The organism is Pseudonocardia acidicola (assembly GCF_012911935.1).
Taxonomy (GTDB): Bacteria; Actinomycetota; Actinomycetes; order Mycobacteriales; family Pseudonocardiaceae; genus Pseudonocardia; species Pseudonocardia acidicola.
In genome coordinates, this window is sequence record NZ_JAAXLA010000153.1 from 1 (window position 1) to 2,713 (window position 2,713).

At 72.0% G+C, this 2,713-nt stretch carries 3 protein-coding genes; all 3 read right to left on the minus strand.

From position 1 onward, the window contains the following. Nucleotides 1–546 precede the first annotated feature (546 nt). Nucleotides 547–885: a hypothetical protein gene (locus tag HF526_RS34310; protein ID WP_169385813.1), complete on the minus strand. Its 339-nt coding sequence runs from the start codon at nt 883–885 to the stop codon at nt 547–549. A gap of 644 nt (nt 886–1,529) precedes the next feature. Continuing rightward, nucleotides 1,530–1,859 (minus strand): hypothetical protein, encoded by a 330-nt coding sequence (locus HF526_RS34315; protein ID WP_169385814.1) that lies wholly within the window; start codon nt 1,857–1,859, stop codon nt 1,530–1,532. Between the two features lie 287 nt (nt 1,860–2,146). Continuing rightward, nucleotides 2,147–2,713: DUF2690 domain-containing protein (locus HF526_RS34320; protein ID WP_169385815.1), on the minus strand; the 567-nt coding region annotated here is incomplete at its 5' end.

Below are 2,713 nucleotides of genomic sequence, written 5' to 3' on the forward strand. Positions count from 1 at the left end.
GCATCGTCACCGCACAGCCCGCCTCGGCCGACGGCGAGCCGACCACGCCAACCGAGGCACTGACCGCATAAACTCAACCAAGATCACGCGGAGTCGATCTCATACACCAGCTCCGCGGACGTGGCCCAGCACACCCGAAGACCACCGAGTAGATGATCAGGCCTTGCGGCGCGGCGTGGAGACACTCGTGGTGCGAAATCGAGGCAACCGGGGCCGCGTCCGGCCTCGCGTGATGTCGAAGTCGGCAGCATCGTTGCAGGTAGAGGCCCTGAATGACGTGGAGCAGTGGCCTTGGCGTCCTGGCATTCGGCGCCGACACACGTCGTCGCTTCATTCCGCCGCGGTCGCGTGTCGGTTCCTGCTACTGCCCAGGCGCTTCGCGATGCGTCGCCCGTCGACGGTCGACGCTCGGGGCCGCCGGCTGGGTCCCGGTCTGCCCGGAGGGGCTCGCGATTTGTTGGTGGGTGCTCGGCCGTGCTGCCGGACCGGGCCTGCCCCGTCGACAGTCGACAGGCCCGGCGGCTCTGATGGGTCCCGGTGAGGTGCTCAGCAGACCACGGTCTTGTAGTAGTGCCCGAAGTGGTGCTCGGTGTGGGTGAAGCTCTGGCCGGGAGCCAGCGTGTGGCAGGCGCTGTGCTGCCAGGAGACGCTGCCCAGGACCTTGACGCGCATGGTCTTGCCGCAGTTGTTCGTCACGGTCTCCGACCAGCCGCCACCGAACCTGTCGTCGGAGCCCCCGGTGCGCCCGATGCAGGCGGGGGCGGTGCCGCCGGCCGAGGCCGGGGCGGCGGCCGTCGCTGGGGCGGCGAGGGCCGGGGTGGCGGCCAGGAATGATGAGAGGCCCAGGCAGGCGGTCAGGCCGGCCACGGCGAGGCAACGTCGCATGAGGAATCTCCTGTGCTCGTCGAGGGGCCGCCAGGTGAGCCCCGGCGCCCGGTGTGCGAAGCGATCTTGGCGGGCGGGACACGGGCGGCGACAGGGCCGCCTCGAAGATCAGGCCAAGGTGGGACGTCCCGACCTCTGACCTGCGGGGATGCGTGCCGCGCTGACGCTGTCGCGGGACGAGCGGGGCCGCGGGGATCACCGCAGAGCTTCGCTGCTGCGGCGGCCAGGTGAGCTGTGGCCTCGCCGCACGGCTCCGCGGCCGGGTCACACATCGTTGGCGTGCGCTGCCGATCGGGCAGTCCGGTCAGGCGGTGGCGCTGACGGTCACGCCGCGGGGGCCGTTCGACGAGGAGGTCCATGCACTACACCGTCGTCGAGGATGGCGGCGTAGCACCGGGAGCGGGTCCCCGATTTGAGGTCGGTTCACAGCTCAATCCGGTAGAGCTTTCTCCGCTCGCCGAATCTGCTACCGGGCGCATCGGCCCCGCCCGATCCAGAGCACGTCTTCCGACCGCCGGTGGGGGCGCGGTCTGCCCACGGGGCTCTCGCTTTTCGCCAGTGGGAGTGCCCCCCACTGGCGACTACGGCGACGGGCCTGCCCCCTCGACAGGCCCGGCCATCCCGATCGGCGCCGGACGAGGCGGTCAGCAGACGACGGTCTTGCGGTATTGCCCGAGGTTGTCGCGGTGCTCGAAGTCCTGGCCCGGGGCCAGCGTGTGGCAGGCACTTTCCTGCCAGGGGAGAGTCCCGTAGACCTTGACGCGCATGGTCTTGCCGCAGTCGTTCTCCACGATCGCGTACCACTCGTTGCCGTCGCCGGAGCCGGTGTAGCGCTTGATGCAGGCGGGGGCGGTGCCGCCGGCCGAGGCCGGGGCGGCAGTCGTCGCCGGGGCGGCGAGGGCCGGGCCGGCCGCCAGGAACGATGAGAGGCCCAGACAGGCGGTCAGGCCGCCCAGGGCGAGGGAACGTCGCATGAGGGATCTCCCTGTCCTCGTCGAGGCGGCGTCAGGTGGGTCCCGCCGCCCGGTGCGATCCGATCTTGAGCGGCGGGGGAGCGGCGGCGACAGAGCCGCCGGAAAGATCAGGCCAGTGTGGGACGTCCCAGCCTCTGACCTGCCGGGATCCATATTGCGCTGACGCAGTCGTGGGACGGCCAGCCAACCCTTGTGATCATCTAGGCTTCCTCGCACGCGAGCACAACCAGGAGCGGGAGTGCGGGGTGGCCACCGACACCCGCCACGGTCGCCGGGCGCCCGGAGGGTCAGCCGCCGGTAGACACCCGCAGGGATGGCGGGGGAGTGGGCAGGTTTAGGGGGACGGGACTCTCGGCGCCCCAGGGGGTGCACTGGTTGCCGTGGTCGCGTGATTGCACACAGGCCCGGACGTGGGAGTGCGCGTCTGCGGCGATCATGGATGTCGGAACGTAGTGCTCGGCGGCGGCCGTGTCGGGGACGGTGGCGGCTTGGCTGTGGCCGTCCTGGTCCATGACGATCACGCGGTCCCCGGCAGCCGAGTGGGAGATCCGTGCCCACGCGGCGGCGCACTGGTCGCTGATCCTGAGTTCCAGGTCGGCGCTCCCGACCCGAAGCTCGGCGAAGGTCGCGGCGTCGATGCCGCAGCCCATGCCTTCCGCTTCCCCGCCCGCGCACTGTGTGCCGCGGCAGCCGACGGTGTAGGGCGGGGGCTCGGTCGAGGCGGGGGCGGCGGCGCCGAGGACGCCGGGCGGTCCCGCGAGCACGGCCGCGGCCGCGCACGCCGCCACGGCGGCGGCGACCCAGCCCGGCCAGCCCGGCCAGCGCGGACGGCGCCGGGGCGCTGGGTCCGGGGT